General features: G+C 44.9%; 11 protein-coding genes, 2 tRNA genes and 1 pseudogene. 11 read left to right on the top strand and 3 right to left on the bottom strand.

Annotation, left to right across the window (positions count from 1 at the left end; translation table 11 throughout):
- The first annotated feature begins 63 nt into the window (after window positions 1-63).
- Entirely contained in the window at window positions 64-1383 is a 1320-nt protein-coding gene (locus CWM47_RS33680; RefSeq protein WP_100992904.1) for an MFS transporter, read from the top strand.
- A 36-nt stretch (window positions 1384-1419) separates the two neighbouring features.
- Window positions 1420-1494, top strand: a tRNA-Val gene (locus tag CWM47_RS33675).
- A 757-nt stretch (window positions 1495-2251) separates the two neighbouring features.
- Here CWM47_RS33675 and CWM47_RS40465 read toward each other — a convergent pair.
- A pseudogene (locus tag CWM47_RS40465) lies at window positions 2252-3007 on the bottom strand (recombinase family protein); the annotation flags it as partial.
- Window positions 3008-3344: 337 nt separating this feature from the next.
- Between CWM47_RS40465 and CWM47_RS33660 the strand changes: the two are divergent.
- Together CWM47_RS33660 and CWM47_RS33655 are read left to right on the top strand one after the other, a co-directional pair.
- Window positions 3345-4010, top strand: coding sequence for an AAA family ATPase (locus CWM47_RS33660; protein WP_100992902.1), 666 nt, complete (start codon window positions 3345-3347; stop codon window positions 4008-4010).
- A gap of 36 nt (window positions 4011-4046) precedes the next feature.
- Window positions 4047-4319, top strand: a complete 273-nt coding sequence (locus CWM47_RS33655) for a helix-turn-helix domain-containing protein (RefSeq protein WP_100992901.1) — start codon at window positions 4047-4049, stop codon at window positions 4317-4319.
- Here CWM47_RS33655 and CWM47_RS40110 read toward each other — a convergent pair.
- Both CWM47_RS40110 and CWM47_RS33645 read right to left on the bottom strand, forming a co-directional pair.
- Window positions 4316-4495 (bottom strand): N-6 DNA methylase, encoded by a 180-nt coding sequence (locus tag CWM47_RS40110; protein ID WP_317046680.1) that lies wholly within the window; start codon window positions 4493-4495, stop codon window positions 4316-4318. The genes CWM47_RS33655 and CWM47_RS40110 overlap by 4 nt on opposite strands.
- Before the next feature lie 463 nt (window positions 4496-4958).
- Entirely contained in the window at window positions 4959-5789 is an 831-nt protein-coding gene (locus CWM47_RS33645; RefSeq protein ID WP_100992899.1) for a T9SS type A sorting domain-containing protein, read from the bottom strand.
- Between the two features lie 179 nt (window positions 5790-5968).
- Between CWM47_RS33645 and CWM47_RS33640 the strand changes: the two genes are divergently transcribed.
- From CWM47_RS33640 to CWM47_RS33615, 7 genes are all read left to right on the top strand, one after another.
- Window positions 5969-8011, top strand: a complete 2043-nt coding sequence (locus CWM47_RS33640) for a sensor histidine kinase (RefSeq protein ID WP_100992898.1) — start codon at window positions 5969-5971, stop codon at window positions 8009-8011.
- Window positions 8012-8071: 60 nt separating this feature from the next.
- Complete coding sequence (locus tag CWM47_RS33635) at window positions 8072-8782, top strand: response regulator transcription factor (RefSeq protein ID WP_100992897.1); 711 nt, start codon at window positions 8072-8074, stop codon at window positions 8780-8782.
- A 115-nt stretch (window positions 8783-8897) separates the two neighbouring features.
- The gene (hemB, locus tag CWM47_RS33630; protein ID WP_100992896.1) at window positions 8898-9875 is read left to right on the top strand and encodes a porphobilinogen synthase; all 978 of its coding nucleotides are present in this window, start codon (window positions 8898-8900) and stop codon (window positions 9873-9875) included.
- A gap of 285 nt (window positions 9876-10160) precedes the next feature.
- Window positions 10161-11498, top strand: a complete 1338-nt coding sequence (locus CWM47_RS33625) for a dihydroorotase (protein ID WP_100992895.1) — start codon at window positions 10161-10163, stop codon at window positions 11496-11498.
- Between the two features lie 81 nt (window positions 11499-11579).
- A tRNA-Leu gene (locus CWM47_RS33620) sits at window positions 11580-11663 on the top strand.
- A 74-nt stretch (window positions 11664-11737) separates the two neighbouring features.
- Entirely contained in the window at window positions 11738-11893 is a 156-nt protein-coding gene (locus tag CWM47_RS38485) for a hypothetical protein (RefSeq protein WP_157816140.1), read from the top strand.
- Between the two features lie 583 nt (window positions 11894-12476).
- A complete protein-coding gene (locus tag CWM47_RS33615; protein ID WP_100992894.1) occupies window positions 12477-13328 on the top strand; it encodes a hypothetical protein in 852 nt (283 codons plus the stop codon).
- Window positions 13329-13487 lie beyond the last annotated feature (159 nt).

Genomic DNA, 13487 nt, shown 5'->3' with positions numbered 1-13487 from the left:
CTTCGAGCCTTATCTATTCCCTGATATATTTAGTCTATCATTCACTCATTCCATCAGTCAACATTGAAAAACTCCCCCCGCATCCTCACTGCCTGGACGTTTTATGACTGGGCCAACTCGGTTCACTCGCTGGTCATCGTATCGAGTATTTTCCCGGTCTATTTTTCGGCAACAGCGCTGAATGCCTCCGGCGGCCCTATCATTAATTTCCTGGGGATGTTGGTCAAGAATTCGGTGCTGTTTTCCTACACTATTTCGGCAGCGTTTTTATTTACGGCTCTCCTCTCGCCCATCTGCTCGGCTATAGCCGACTATAGTGGCCGCAAAAAAACATTCATGAAAGCCTTTTGCTACACAGGGGCTATCAGTTGCAGTTTGCTCTACTTTTTCACAAAAGAAACAACCACTTTCGCCATTATCTGCTTCTGGCTGAGTCTGATAGGCTGGAGTGGCAGTATTGTGTTTTATAATTCCTACCTCCCCGATATTGCCACCGAAGATCAATACGACCGAGTTAGTGCACGGGGGTTTTCGATGGGCTATCTTGGGAGTGTGTTGCTGATGATTGTCAATTTAATGGTCATCCTGAAACGCGAGTGGTTCGGCAATATTTCCGAAGCCCTGGCCTCCCGTATTGCCTTCCTGACGGTGGGTCTTTGGTGGATCGGGTTTGCACAAATTCCGTTTAGCCGCTTACCGAACGGCGTCCGAAAAGGGTCAAACGCTGACCGCGAGGGAAATTACCTGCTGAACGGATTCAAAGAATTACAGCAGGTTTGGGCAGACTTACAGAAACAGCCATTAGCCAAACGGTTCCTGGTTTCGTTTTTTGTTTACAACATGGCCGTTCAGACGGTGATGTATGTCGCAACGATTTTTGGGAGTGATGAATTAAGGCTACCGGGCCAAAGTCTCATCATAACCATTCTGCTGATTCAATTGGTGGCCATACCGGGCGCTTACGGCTTCTCCCGTTTGTCAGAGCGGATTGGAAACACGTATGCGCTCATGACAGCCGTGCTGATCTGGATTTTCGTGTGTGCAGGCGCTTACTATGTCCAAACCCAATCGCAGTTTTTTGTACTGGCGGGTGTGGTGGGCTTGGTGATGGGCGGGATTCAATCACTATCGCGGTCGACCTATTCCAAACTCATTCCGGCCACCACCGATACGGCCTCTTATTTTAGCTTCTACGACGTAACCGAGAAAACATCCATCGTTTTCGGCACCCTGATTTATGGCCTGATCGAACAGTTAACGGGGAGTATGCGAAATTCGATACTCGCTCTGTTAGTGCTGTTTATCGTAGGATTCGTGCTGTTGTGGCGCATTCCATCACAAAAAGTTTATCACACTCGTTTGGAGAACGCAGAAGTTTTGTAGTTTTGTAGCCCGGCAGGACATAGTCTGCCGGTTCAAAGGAGGTTAGCTCAGTTGGTTCAGAGCGCTGCTTTGACAGAGCAGAGGTCAGCGGTTCGAGCCCGCTACTTCCTACCCAAGAGGGCTGATTACGAATTCTCGTGGTCAGCCCTTCGCTTATTACAACGTTATCAACTGAATGTGAGCACATTAGCTCTACAAAATAATTCATTTCAGTGGTTCGATATTTTCCACTGTCATAAATTAACTTTCCGGGGAATATCGAACCAACTATCTTCTGTTGTACTTCTAGAGAGGAATTGCTGTAATATTTACCCAAGTTGCCCAGTAAGGTACAGCCAAATGACAGGTATTTATTAAATCCATCTTCCTGAATCTCAGCCATCTTTAATCCATCATTCAATACAGCTATCTCTGCTTTGTAAGCTGCTCTTCGCTGAATATATGTATCATTATCAATAAGATCGTCAGCAAATTTGTCAGTTAGAGATGATAGACGATTTTTAATTTGTTCTATTTCGCTGTTTAACCTTTTAATTTCAGTTTCTTTTTTAGCTATATCTGTACCAAAAGTATCTTTTAAAATAAGGTGATATAAATTAAGTACCTCTTCAGGTGGCGTCAATTCATTAAGGAATTTAACAAAATCCCTCTTTGCATCGTCTGCTCTAAATCGCTCTTTACAACCAGAACCAGGCTGACAATGATAATAGAAATGTCGAGTTCTATTACGGCTAAGAGAACCACTGCCTGTCAATTTACTTCCACATTGTTTACATTGTAGAAAACCACGTAATTCTAATTCTTTACAACGAGTAGAGCTCGTTGATACTTGCTTACGTTTTTTACCAAACCGATATTCTTGAACAGTTTCAAACAAATCTTTGGTAATTAATGGCTTATGAATACCCACAACTAATTCCTCTCTCTCATCCTTCCAAGCTTTTATCTTTATTATCCCCATATAAAAGGGATTTTCCAAAATACTCAAGAAATGGTTTTTACTACATTTAAAACCTTTCTTGCGCATAATTAATCTTACTTCTTCCGCTGTGTATATGCCTTTGCTATAGATTTCGAAAGCTTCTTTTACCAAAGGTGCTGTCTTTTCATCAATTATAACTGATCGAGTAAAGGGATCATTTTTATAACCTTTTGGGGCGCGGCCTGTACAACGACCTTCACGAGATGCTTGACGCAGTCCACGTTTTACATTCAATCCACGTCGTTCATTGTCTACTTGTGGCATAAGCAAGTGAATCACCTGCATAAACCTATCCTCGGGGGTGTTGACCTCAGTATTATTTTCAAGAGTCTGGAGCTTTACACCGTAAGTATTTAATTGATTGATCATTTCTAAACTCGCAAACAAGTTCCGAGAGAAACGATCTGGACGCACACAAAGGAATAAATTTGGCCTTATTTTCTTAGTCTTTAAATCATCTAAAAAACGCTTAAAAGCAGGTCTATTAAAGTTCTTTGCGGAATGGTCGTCCTGATAATGTTCAATAATTTCTATATTATTCTGATCACAATGCTTACGCAACCGCGCTTCCTGATCTTGTAAGCTGAACCCATTCTCCTTCTGATCTTCCGTGGATACTCTCGTATATATAACTGCTTTCATTTAATTGATTTTTGTACTGTTGATATTCTATTTCTGCTAACTGATCTAATACTCCTTTAATAAACTCTATCTCTTCAAGACTATACTTACATTCTCTCTTGTTGAGTACATTTTCACATTCCCTTAAACTTAACATTAACTATGATATATTTTTTACTTATATAAAGTTACAAACAATTATCGAAAAAAGCAAATATTTTATTGGATTATTTATAAAATTTTAAATTTTTAAAAAGGTATTAAATCCATCCATCCAAAAAACTATATATTGTGATGTGGATGGACAGAGTCCCCGTATATCAACACTATAGTTAACCTATCCCATTTATTTTGTAGTATGCTAAAAGTATTAACAGGAGAACAACTAATTAAGGGTAGCTCAGTTGATATTCCAAAATTAGTTGACCCCCTTCTCCCTAAGGTTGGTGTAGCCAGTTTAGCAGGTAGCTCAGATACTGGCAAAAGTACAATGCTTCAACAACTTGCATCAGCCATTGTTGTTGGGGAAAATAACTTTCTTGGATTTCAGTTAAATGCTACACACAACAATGTAATTTATCTATCTACGGAGGATGACCCTGCTGCCGTAGGAGCGAGATTAATCAAACAGAGTGAGGGTAACTATGAAGCTGATCAGTTAGTCAGTTTACGTTTTATTTTCGAGTATGAAAATTTGATTGATGATTTGGACAAAGAACTTCTAAGACAAAAGGCGGATTGCGTCATTATAGATGCTTTTGCAGATGTATTTGGAGACAATGATATAAATCAAGTAAGTAAAGTAAGAAGCTTCATAAATAAGTTTAACGAACTGGCCTTGAAGCATCAATGCCTATTTCTTATACTACATCACATAGGAAAAAGAACAGAAAGTCTAGCTCCCTCAAAAGACAGTTTAATTGGAAGTCAAGGCTTTGAAGCTAAAATGAGAGTTGTGCTGTTTTTACAGAAAGATCCCAAAGACTCTACCCTAAGACATCTCAGCATAGTGAAGGGTAAGTAATCACGCAAATTTAACTTTCATTTATTAACTTGCAGTATGAGCCGACCAAAACGCTGCATCTCCTTGTCTGACACCGAGAAACTTACTTTACAGGAAGCCATCAAAAACCACCCTAAGTACGAGTTTAGACGGGCTTGTCAAGCATTACTTTGGAGTCATAAAGGCTTCTCGGCCAAAGAGGTAGCAGGCCACACCGAAGTCTCCCAGCATTCGGTTGGCAAGTGGCTTTCTGCCTGGCAAGAACTGGGTTTGGTCGGGCTCATGCGCCAAAAAGGGCAAGGCAGAAAACCCCAGAAAACCCCTAGCTAGCTAGCCACGAGGTCATCTTCCAGCAGTTTCTCGCGAATGCTTCCTTCCAGCAGTTTCTCGCGAATGCTTCCTTCCGCACCACCCCGAAACAACGTACCGTGGGGCAGCACCACGCCTATGCGCACGATTGCGAATGGACCGCTTAGCCGCAATGGAATCCTTAGCCGCCCGGGCATCTACCTTTTGTTCGAGTTTATTGACTTTTCCCGTCAGCGTGGTCACGGCTTCATGGAGTGATTTCCACCATACGAAGTTGTTATTAAGGCGCGTCAGGAACGCCGTGAAACGCAAATCCGCAGCCGGGAGTTTTACCGACGTTGTGTGAAGACATTGATTCAGGTAGGGCCCGTTCTGTTTGCGGGCGGCAAACATATTATGCGGATGGCCCATGCTAAATGCCTGTCCGCTAATGCCTAAAAATAAAATGCCGACTATAAGGAGAGTTTTCATGAGCGCTGCTATCTAAGAACAATACAAAGATATGGGTTTAGTTTGGTATCTTGCAATACATAGTACTAAATTTTTAAAAAATATTTTTGAGTGTGGTAGAGTGGGTGAAATGAGTGGAGTAAGTGGAGTTAGTCAGTTCCAGTTCCAAGGTCACTCACTTCACCCACTCCACTCATTGCACCCGATTTCCTATTCTACAACAATCCGTTTTACCGCACCGTCTTCGTTCTGGGTAACAGTAATAAAATAGGTGCCCTGCGCCTTTTTGCCCAGATCGATTTGACCGACAAACTCGCCCGAGAAGTCTTTGATATCACGTTTGGCGACTTCTTTTCCTTTAGTGTTTGTTACCACAATACTCACATCGCCTTTGGTGGGGGCTGTAAAACGAACGTTCAACTGGTCACGGTCGGGGTTGTTCGGGTACGCGTCCAGGCCGCGAATGGTTGATGCTTTTCCGTTGAAATTTCGTGCCCAGTCTTCAAACGGCCGAACCAATTGCCGGTCGAAATCTCTCGGTACCTGAAATTTAAGCCGATTAAGTTGATCGGTCAGTGAGTCGGCTCCGCGCCGAAACTCATACCGCCATGATTGATTGTTCCAGAAATCCTGGTCGTTATTGCCTCTGGGAAGTTTGTTGCGCTGTGCATATGCGTCTGCCGGGGCACGTCGTTTGTTAGGGGTTATGCGTTCCCTTTTTACGGTTCTGTCGCCATTGTTATCATCAATGATAATTGTCATCTGGCGTTTACCGCCATCCTTACGAGCGGCTTTAAGCGAATCCACTAACTTCATGACCATCTGGTCGCGTTGAGGATCATTCATACCATCCATATGATAGGTACGTTCGATTTCCCGAACGTCATCCCCATTTCGTTCAATTATCCGAACGTTTACCTCGCCTTTATCGGCTTTGGGAGTTGGACTGGTCTGTTTCTGCGCTACGGCAGCTCCACTGAAGGCAGCCACCAGCAGCAGGGTCGATGCGAACTGGTATCCGGCAAAAACTGTTTTTTTCATAGTAGTTTGCAGTTGCAAATGAAGGAGCGATACTTTGTTAAATGGGTTGATACAGGGGTTGTTAAAGTTTGTTAACGAGCCAATGTGTAGCCAACCAGGTTCGTACTTTTACTAACCCTTGCCATCCTTTTACTATAGATGAATAAGTAAGGCAAAGGTTGCATGAGCGAGTAAAAAAAATGTCAAAACAACGCATACGCTGGATTGTCGCACTAATGGCCATTGGGCTTCTGGGACTGGTAGGGCTCCAACTCTATGGGATCAGCAGTGCGTTGCACTTACAGGAAGAACAGTTTGCCTACAAAGTGACAGATGCCCTGCAAGAGGTTGTTCGAACACTGGAGCGGCAGGAAATTGTTTATCTGACAAAACAGCGCGTTCAGGCCCGGGAACAGCAAAATCGGTTAATGGCTATCGCCAAGAAGGAAGGCAAATCGGGGGCGAAGGCTACTGGCGAAGCGCCACTTGTTGGTACGCAATCATTACAACCCGTTCAACAGAAAGTGCCCCGCTTCTCAACACCCAACCAACTGGCTCATCGGCAACCAATACCGTCTGGCCTGGCTCCTGTTGGTACGGTCGTCGTTCAGTCTGATGTGTTACACCCCATTGTACGCCCCCTTTCGGCCGAACAAATGGCCGTTGTTGAAGAGTTTTTTCGTCAGCAGGATGAATTAATGGCAGTTGGCGACTGGCAAACGCAACTGGCGCAACAGCAGCAGTTCGATCACTGGGTTGAGAACGTACTGAATACAGAACTGAGCCGTATCAACAGCCAGGTAAGGCAGGACTCTGCAGCTCAGGCGGCTAAAAACAGGCTCCGCCGTGTAGCTCAACGCCGGAAAAATCAGCTTGATAATCTGCTGCCGTCAACTAAACCGGGTTTACTGACAGGGCCGGCCAGTATGAGCCAGCACCGCGCCGAAGAGCAGTCGCATATGATAAAAGATGTGCTTAAGGGCTTGCTACTGTCCGATAGGCCTATTGAAGATCGGGTGAACAGACTGGCACTCGATACATTACTTCGGCAGTCGCTGGTGGAACGGGGCATCAATATCCCCTTTGCCTACGCCGTTCGGACTCGTCAACGACCTCGATTCTTGTTTACATCTATGGGTATAGAGGCTCAGCAGTTTGACGCCAATGGCTATAAAGCGGCCCTTTTTCCAAACAATCTGCTCGAAACCGGCAACTATGTCTATGTCTATTTCCCAACCCAGCAGGAATTTATTCTGAGCCGGTTAGGCTTTACATTCGGTGCGTCGGTGGTGTTGATTCTGGTTATTCTGGCGTGTTTTTATATCGCGATCAGTACGATCGTCAGGCAGAAAAAACTGGCGGATATCAAGAATGACTTTATCAATAACATGACCCATGAGTTCAAAACGCCGATTTCAACGATTTCGCTCGCTGTTGAAATGGCGCAGGAACAATTGCGTTCAGAAAGTTCGGTTCGCCGTTCAGCTGGTTTGGCGAACGTGTCGTCTGGTGGAGGTGGGTCTCAATCTGGCTTTCCCGGAATGCCGGACCACGGAATGCCGGACTACGGATTGCCGGACCACGATATGCAAGACCCCGGACTGCCGGAACCGAGCCTGTCTGATTCCCGCTTAACTCGATACATGAGCATTATTCGGGATGAAACCCGGCGATTAGGTTCACATGTCGAAAAGGTTCTGCAAATGGCGTTGCTGGATCGGGGCGAAATCAAGCTTAATATAACGTCGGTCAACATACACGATGTTATCGAAAAAGTGCTCAACAACCTGAGTTTGCAAATAGAACAACGTGGTGGCGAGGTCGATCTTACGTTCGATGCCGACCGCGAAGTTGTTGAAGCTGATGAACTTCACCTGACTAACATTGTCTATAATCTGTTGGACAACGCGCTAAAATATTCGCCCGATAAGCCACATATTACAATAAGTACGCGTAGTATTCCGGAGGGGTCAGCTTCCTCGGGCATCACCGCATCCGGGGGTGTTGGCATTACTGTAACCGATCAGGGGTTGGGCATGAGCAAGGAGCAAACGAGTCGAATTTTTGAGAAATTTTACCGGGTACCAACCGGCAATCGGCACGATGTGAAAGGTTTTGGCCTGGGCCTTAGTTACGTAAAGAAAATGGTCGACGAACATCACGGCCAAATAATGGTCGAAAGCCATCTCGGCAAAGGCAGCTCCTTTGACGTCATTATACCTTATACACAAACGAGGGAATGAGTAAAAGAATGAATTCACTAAATCAGTTTCGCTCTTTTACTCATTCCCTCTTTCATACTTATGCCAGCCATTCTACTTGTTGAAGACGACCCTAATCTGGGGCAATTAGTACAGGAATACCTGAACATGAAAGGGTATACCACCGACCGGGCTACCGACGGAAATCAGGGGCTACAGCTATTTATGGCGGGTCAGTATGATCTCTGTATTTTTGATGTGATGATGCCCAAGAAAGACGGCTTCACTTTGGCGAAAGAAGTTCGGATGGATCATCGGGACGTACCCATTATTTTCCTGACCGCCAAGTCCATGCAGGAAGATACCATTCAGGGCTTTAAGGCTGGTGCTGACGATTACATGACCAAGCCTTTCAGCATGGAAGAACTATTGCTCAGGATTCAGGCCATTCTTCGTCGCTATCAGCGCTCAACCGAATCGGTAGAGGCCACTACCTATAAAATTGGCTCGTTCTCCTTCGATTATCCGCATCAACTTCTTTCCCGAACTGCCAATGAACCGTTGGCCGATGCCACAGAATTGGCGCCACAGAAACTAACCAGTAAGGAATCGGAGTTATTAAAATTGCTGGCACAGAACCTGAATCAACCGGTTAGCCGTAGTTTTGCCTTGAAAATGGTTTGGGGTGATGATTCTTATTTCAACGCCCGAAGCATGGACGTGTATGTAACAAAACTGCGCAAATACCTGCGGGAAGATCCCGCTGTTCAGCTTGTTAATGTGCACGGCGAAGGATTTAAACTGATAGTGTAGTGAGTGCAGTTAGTCAAGTAGATAAATTAGTGATGTAGGGTAAATACATGCCATCTACACCACTTATTTATCCACCTCACTAACTGCACTCAATACACCTACTTCACAAAATACAATGAACATAATACGTCGCCCGCGTCGGAATCGCCAATCGGCGGTTATCCGTGATATGGTGCAGGAAACCCGCCTGTCGGTTACTGATTTTATTTTTCCGGTTTTCATCATGGAAGGCCAGAACATTCGGTCTGAAGTCTCGTCTATGCCGGGCATTTATCGGTATTCGCTTGATTTACTGCTACATGAAATTCAGGAATGCGTTGACCTTGGGGTTAAAACGTTCGATCTATTCCCTAATATTTCTGAAGCGAAAAAGGACAAATACGCTACCGAAAGTTATAATCCCGACGGTCTGTATATGCAGGCCATCCGGGCTATTAAAGACCGTTTCCCCGAGGTGATGATCATGACCGATGTAGCTATGGATCCTTATAGTTCAGATGGTCATGATGGCATTGTGGAAAATGGCAGGATTCTAAACGACCCAACGCTGGACGTGCTGGGTAAAATGGCACTGGCGCAGGCGCAGGCCGGGGCCAATATCGTTGGGCCGTCTGATATGATGGACGGGCGCGTTGGCTACCTTCGGCAAATGTTGGACGAAGGCGGTTTCCATGACGTAGCCATTATGTCGTATGCCGCAAAGTATGCCAGTGCTTTCTATGGCCCTTTTCGGGACGCCCTCGATTCGGCACCGAAATTTGGTGATAAAAAAACCTATCAGATGAACCCTGCCAACAGCCGGGAAGCGCTAATCGAAGCTCAGCTCGATTACGAAGAAGGAGCTGATTTTCTGATGGTAAAACCCGCATTGGCTTATCTGGATATTATAAAGCTGCTGGACGATAATTTTCATCTGCCTATTGCGGCCTACAATGTCAGTGGTGAGTACGCTATGATTAAGGCGGCTGCCCAAAACGGCTGGCTCGATGGCGAACGCGCTATGATGGAATCGCTGATGGCCATTAAGCGAGCCGGAGCCAATGTTATTTTGACATACTTCGCGAAAGAAGCAGCCAGATTATTGACTAGCTAGTTCTTTTGTACCTTCTCACCAGCTCTCTGGTTTGGCGGGCAACTATTCGTTGACGTTGTTTAAACTTGGTCTTCAGGTAAACATTATAACGTTTTTTGTCATTCCGACGATAGGAGGAATTTTAAACTTGATTGTTGGATGACTTCAAGATTCCTCCTATCGTCGGAATGACAAAAAACCACTCACTTCAGATCTGATTATATAAGTTTAACCAGCTTCATTATATAATTTTAGTGCTTTGACTTTTCAAATTGGCTTAAAAATTCGCCGTAATACTTAAACCTGATGAGTAAACTCCTGATTCGTAACGCCCGGCTTGTAAACGAAGGGCAGGTTGTTGAGACCGATGTCCTGATCGAAAACGGTTTTATTTCTCAAATCAAGTCGGGCCTTTCTGACTCAGGTGTTACCCGGATTATCGACGCAAAGGGGACGTATCTGTTACCGGGTGTTATTGACGACCAGGTGCATTTTCGGGAGCCCGGCCTGACGCATAAAGCCACTATTGGTTCCGAAGCACGAGCCGCTGTGGCAGGGGGTGTGACCAGCTTTATGGAAATGCCCAACACCGTTCCCAACGCCCTGACGCAGGAATTACTGGCTCAGAAATACGACATTGCCGCCAATAGCTCGCTGGCTAACTACTCATTTTTTATGGGGGCATCGAACAATAATCTCGACGAAGTTCTCCGAACGAATACAGCCGACGTTTGCGGTATCAAGGTGTTCATGGGCTCATCGACGGGAAATATGCTGGTAGATAATGAGCAGGTACTGGATCGACTGTTCCGGGAAAGCCCGATGCTCATTGCTACCCACTGCGAAGATGAAGCCACCATCCGTGCCAATACGGAACATTATAAAGCAGAATATGGCGACTATGCAACAGCGGGTCTTCACCCGTTGATCCGCAATGAACAGGCATGTCTGATATCATCCTCGATGGCGGTTGAGCTGGCCCGGCGGCACAATACCCGGCTACACATCCTGCACATTTCGACCGCCGACGAACTGGCGTTGTTCGACAATAAACTGCCCCTTACTGAAAAACGCATTACGGCTGAAGTTTGCGTGCATCACCTCTGGTTCGATAGCGAGGACTATGCCCGCCTGGGCAACCTAATCAAGTGCAACCCGGCCATTAAAGCGCCTTATCATAAAGAGGCTCTACTGGCAGGATTATTGGACGATAAGCTCGATATTATTGCTACCGACCACGCCCCACACACCTGGGCCGAAAAGCAACAGCACTATTGGCAGGCTCCATCGGGTTTACCGCTGGTACAACATCCGCTTTTGCTGATGCTCGATTTTGTGAAGCAGGGAAAACTCTCAATAGAAACACTTGTGCGTAAAATGTGCCATGCGCCTGCCGACTGTTTTCAGATAGATCGACGGGGTTATGTGCGCGAAGGCTACTGGGCTGACCTTGTTCTGGTCGACCCAGCGCTGTCGATGACAGTTTCTAAGGAAAACATTCAGTATCAGTGTGGTTGGTCGCCGTTGGAGGGCCATACATTTGGTTCTACCGTAACACACACAATTATTTCGGGTAAGCTCGCCTATGAAAACGGCCAATTTGCGACTGATCAGCCGGGCGTACGGCTACTCTTTTCGCGGTAGGGGCGAAAAAAAATTAGTAAAAAACATTGTGCAATCGGCCTACAGAGCCTTATCTTTGCAATCCCAACAGGGAAGCGTACTGCCGAAGTGGTGAAATTGGTAGACACGCACGTTTCAGGGGCGTGTGTCTTTACGGACATGCGAGTTCGAGTCTCGCCTTCGGCACATAATCAACAGCCTGTAAGTAGTTAACTACTTACAGGCTGTTTTGTGTTAAGGGTCCCAATTTAGGAAAGGAAATGTCAGATTTCCTTGACGAGAAGAACACTCACCGTCACACCGCCTTCACCGATGCACAAAGGGAGGAGTTTAAGAAAGTCTTTCTGGCCGAAGAAGAAACAAATCTACTGCTGTTTGTGCAGTTCACGCTCTATACGTTTTTTCGGCCACGTTAGGAATTAAGGTTATTACGGATCGGGGACATTCGGGCGGATACGATCTATATAAACGGGGAGGATGCCAAAGACAATGAAGGGGCGAACGTGGAGATTGCTCCACCTCTAGAGAGCCTGATCCAGCAAAAGGGTCTACGAATGTATCCACCACAACTTTACGCGTTCACCCACAAGGGTGTATCGGGACCCGATAAAGTGGGGCCGGATTACTTCTATCAGCATCACATTTGAATACTGTCTAAACTGGGCTGGGTTGGTCAGTACGATATGTACTCCTGGAAACATACGGGTGTGATTGCGCTGTGGCTAGTTACCGAGAATATTTGGCTCATTCAACAGCATTGTCGACATTCGACAGTTGCACCGACAGAGGATTATCTGCGGGATCTTGGTATTATTTCAGGCACACGCAGATTCAGGGCTTTCCTGAATTTTAAGCTTTCAAAATAAGAATACTCGCTACTTCTACCATTTGTGTAAACCCATAGTCAATCGGCTCTGTGAAATGACCATTAACACATAATATCCTTTATTTATGAGTTATTTATGGCGAACTTTAATCTGCATGTAATTATGGTTTGAGATGAAAAACTTCGAATTGGCGCTTTGGGTACTTAGCTTTTTAATGGTAGTAGATCTGGCATTTCCATATATTAAAAGAAAGTCCATTTTTCCGTATTTCAAGAAAGTATCACCAGTTAAAATTTTTGGAGAGAAAGGCTTTTTACAAAGACTGGTAGCGCACTTAACTGCTTTTGTTACATTACTCTCTTTCTATTATGCGCTAGTCGCTTTGAATGAAACGAGGCAATCGGGTATAGACCAAGGAAGAGTTTTGGGTAAACAGCAGAATGCCTTAAATCAGAGTCGCAAGGCTTTACAGGAAATGGTGCATTTGGCTCAAGACCAACGGAAGCTATTGGCTAAAAGTGGTGTTGCTTTAAAAGGCATGTCTGGTTCAATCAATAGTCAATTAGCTGTATCGGGAAAACACTTAGACTTTATTGTCAAACAGACCAATAAAAAGCCGCAGTTTATTTTCAATTTTGGAGGTATTGAGGAGAATCGCATTGGGCCAACTGACACCCTTGTGCTCTCCAAAAAACTTGATGGTTTTTGTATATTAAACGTTGCGGTAAGAAATATTGGAGATACTATAGCATACAGGCCAATGTTCATCGTGGTCGCAGATCCAAAGACAGTTCTTGTTCATGAGCGTCTAAATACCATAGACCAAGAGAGACCTCATTATATGATTTCTCCGACCTTTGCTAATGACGGTATAAATCGGTTTTCTTTATCACACCAAGATGTTGTGTATGAATTAAGGTTCGCATCTCCTTCTGACGTTAAAGTATTTACCACTGATTTTATGTTAACCACAGTTAATGGACCATCTCATTCTCGTAAAATTGTTTTCCGAGTGAAACCGTAACTTAATTCAGTACTAACAAGAAAGCTTCCTGTTCATTCATGGCCGCAAACGCATCACTGAGTCAGTGCAGGTCGTAATGCAGATCAACCGTCTTGTTGGACACCTAAAAAGCTCCACATTTTAATTCTCTGATTCACTTATCCTACAAGCTGGCACAAT

This window comes from Spirosoma pollinicola, from assembly GCF_002831565.1.
Classification (GTDB): domain Bacteria; phylum Bacteroidota; class Bacteroidia; order Cytophagales; family Spirosomataceae; genus Spirosoma; species Spirosoma pollinicola.
The sequence above is the reverse complement of the archived record's forward strand: the minus strand, read 5'-3'. Positions and strand labels throughout refer to the sequence as shown.